A 2,398-nucleotide genomic window follows, 5' to 3' on the forward strand; every position below is an offset into this window, starting at 1 on the left:
CTCTATACGCGTTTAACGCCGCCTCGGCCCGGTCGAGATTGGTCCGAAGCTGGGGCAGTTCACTGTTGATGAAATCACGCGTCGTGCCAGCTTCAGAACGGAGCTGGTTGATATGCGACGCTACATAACTCGTGGCGATCGCGTTGGTGACGGCACGGGCTATCTCCGGATTCGCGTTTTCATAGACGATTTGCACGATCCCCGTGTCCGTACCGGATTCCGAGACCTTGATGTTCGCCAGGAAACGCTCGATCGCCATGAATTCGCTGTAGCGCACGACATTGAACAGGGTGTCGGGACGAGCCGCCAGGCGATTCACCAAAATAGATACGCCATTGGCATTTGCCATCTGGCCGACTTCGCCTTTAACCAGCCAGCGACCGTCCGGGTCCAGCAGCTCGTAACGGTTATTGCCAAGCGTCCGCAGCGATAGCGCTCTGTCTTCGAGCTCCGCCGGAACGATCAGTTGTCCGATCGATGCCTCTTCTCCACCCCACGCAAACGATCTCAGCCCCAGGAGGGCCGGCGCCGGAATGCCCGGTGTGGCGAACAGGTCCGCGATCTGGCCGAGCAACGGTATCCGCTTGGGGGTGATCGACAGGTCCAGATGGTATTGCTGGATAACCGGCATGACGACCGTTCGGCTTTGAATGATCTGCATCTCGGCTTCGGTGGGCAACGTCGACGGCGTGACTTGCTGCGGTTCCTTCGAAGAAATGCCGATTGAGTCTGCAACGGGGAAATCGACCTTGATCACCGCGTCTGCGGAGAAGATCGGTGTGGTGATGCAGGCGTAAAGGATAGACGCGCCGGTTACGAAAACGACAATGGCAATCACGAGCCAAAGGTTGTCTTCGACCAGCCGCCACAGGTCGGCCGCGGAAAATGCATGGTCACTGTCGCGCGCCCGAGTGGGTCCGTGAGCATAAACAGGCGTATTCATGTGATGCATTCCTCGTTCGTTCATAAGTGGTGCAAGGCATAAGCTCAGGCGCTCTAAAAGCCGCAATACCATCGCAGAGATGTACTTGGCCCCGTCATGCGTTCGAAAATCGAGGTTGGCATAGGTCAGGCGGCTCGTTAAGCGATAGAGACCTCGTTTTCACGGAACAACGTACTTCTCGTTTGAGCCCGCTTTTACAGGCAAGTAATGCCCAGTCGCTACCTTCCCGCAAGGAAGCGCGAGCGTATGTTAAGTAGCGCACATGACGATAAATCAGGCTGAATTACTATTTTTTGCGCTAGCATTCGCCTTTTTTATGTGTTGAGGATCGGTGCGCATGTTTGTACCCGGCAAGTAACGAGGCCGAAAGGCGCCGCCGAATGGCGACGGCATCGCAAGCTGCAGCAGGGCGTAGGAGCGCTCAGAGGCGGTCGGGGGCAGGGAAATGTCGTACGCGTACGGACGAGTAGCCAGTCGCGGCTTGGGCCGCGTTCGCGCTGGATTGCAACTCGGGATTGCAAGCGATTGCAAAAGATGATCTGGACGAAGTCGGGGGACAGAACCCGTTCGCCTGTCCTTGCCATGGCAGGGCTGCCGGCAGGGCTAACTTCTGGCGGGTGACGATTATTGAAGCCCGTACCGGTTGCAACAACGCCACCGGTACGCGCGAACGCCACCATCGAACGAAGCGTGAGGAACGCCTCGTTAACTACTGACTGAAAAATTCAAATACTCGATTACGCCGGAATAGCCGTTCGGCGCATCAATCGATTCTCTCTATACCGGGTTCGCGGCAACGAAATCCTTGAACACCGCATACGCCGGATTCTTCGTTACGCCGTCCTCTTGAATGAGGCCGTAGTCGGGGTCGATCAAAGCGTACATCATCACGGACTGGATATTGTACGTATCCTTGACGGACAGGTACTCGGTCAGAGCCGTGGTCACATAGGCGGCCGCCTGGGCGGGGGTGTCACTCGCGCCGGACCAGCCCCATTCGGTCAACCAGATCGGCTTGCCGAACGAGTTCTTCAGGACTTCCAGGACGTTGACGCACGAATTGTTGTTCCATCCGCACTGGATGTCGCCCGAGCTTAGGTACCAGTGATAAGAGGTGAAGTCCCACTGCAGCACCTCCGCCCCCGAAACGCCAGTGGCCGTGCCGTTGGGCGAGACACCGTTCCACAACATTTGCAAGGCGCCGTAAGCCATCGGGATGCCTACGTTCACACCGCACTGTATTGTCGAGTCGACCGCTTTCACACCGTCGATCATGCCGCGGATAACCCCCCGGAACGCGGGCCAGCCGGACGGGCTCCAATCGTTTGGAAGCGAGCCGTTGCCGGCAATTTGCAAGGGCACATCGAGTTCGTTCCCGCACTCGATATACTGGACGAGGCCTTTCAGTGGCGTGGCTACCGCTACGCCCAAGTTGTAGCCTAATGTGTACGCGGC

2 protein-coding genes are annotated in these 2,398 nt (G+C 57.5%); both read right to left on the reverse strand.

Annotation, left to right across the window (positions count from 1 at the left end; translation table 11 throughout):
• On the reverse strand, positions 1-943 hold a 943-nt coding region (locus WCA53_RS17885), incomplete at its 3' end, for a Wzz/FepE/Etk N-terminal domain-containing protein (RefSeq protein WP_423913361.1).
• Between the two features lie 777 nt (positions 944-1,720).
• On the reverse strand, positions 1,721-2,398 hold a 678-nt coding region (locus WCA53_RS17890; protein WP_423913365.1), incomplete at its 5' end, for a glycosyl hydrolase.

This window comes from Caballeronia sp. (assembly GCF_049581465.1).
Lineage (GTDB): Bacteria > Pseudomonadota > Gammaproteobacteria > Burkholderiales > Burkholderiaceae > Caballeronia.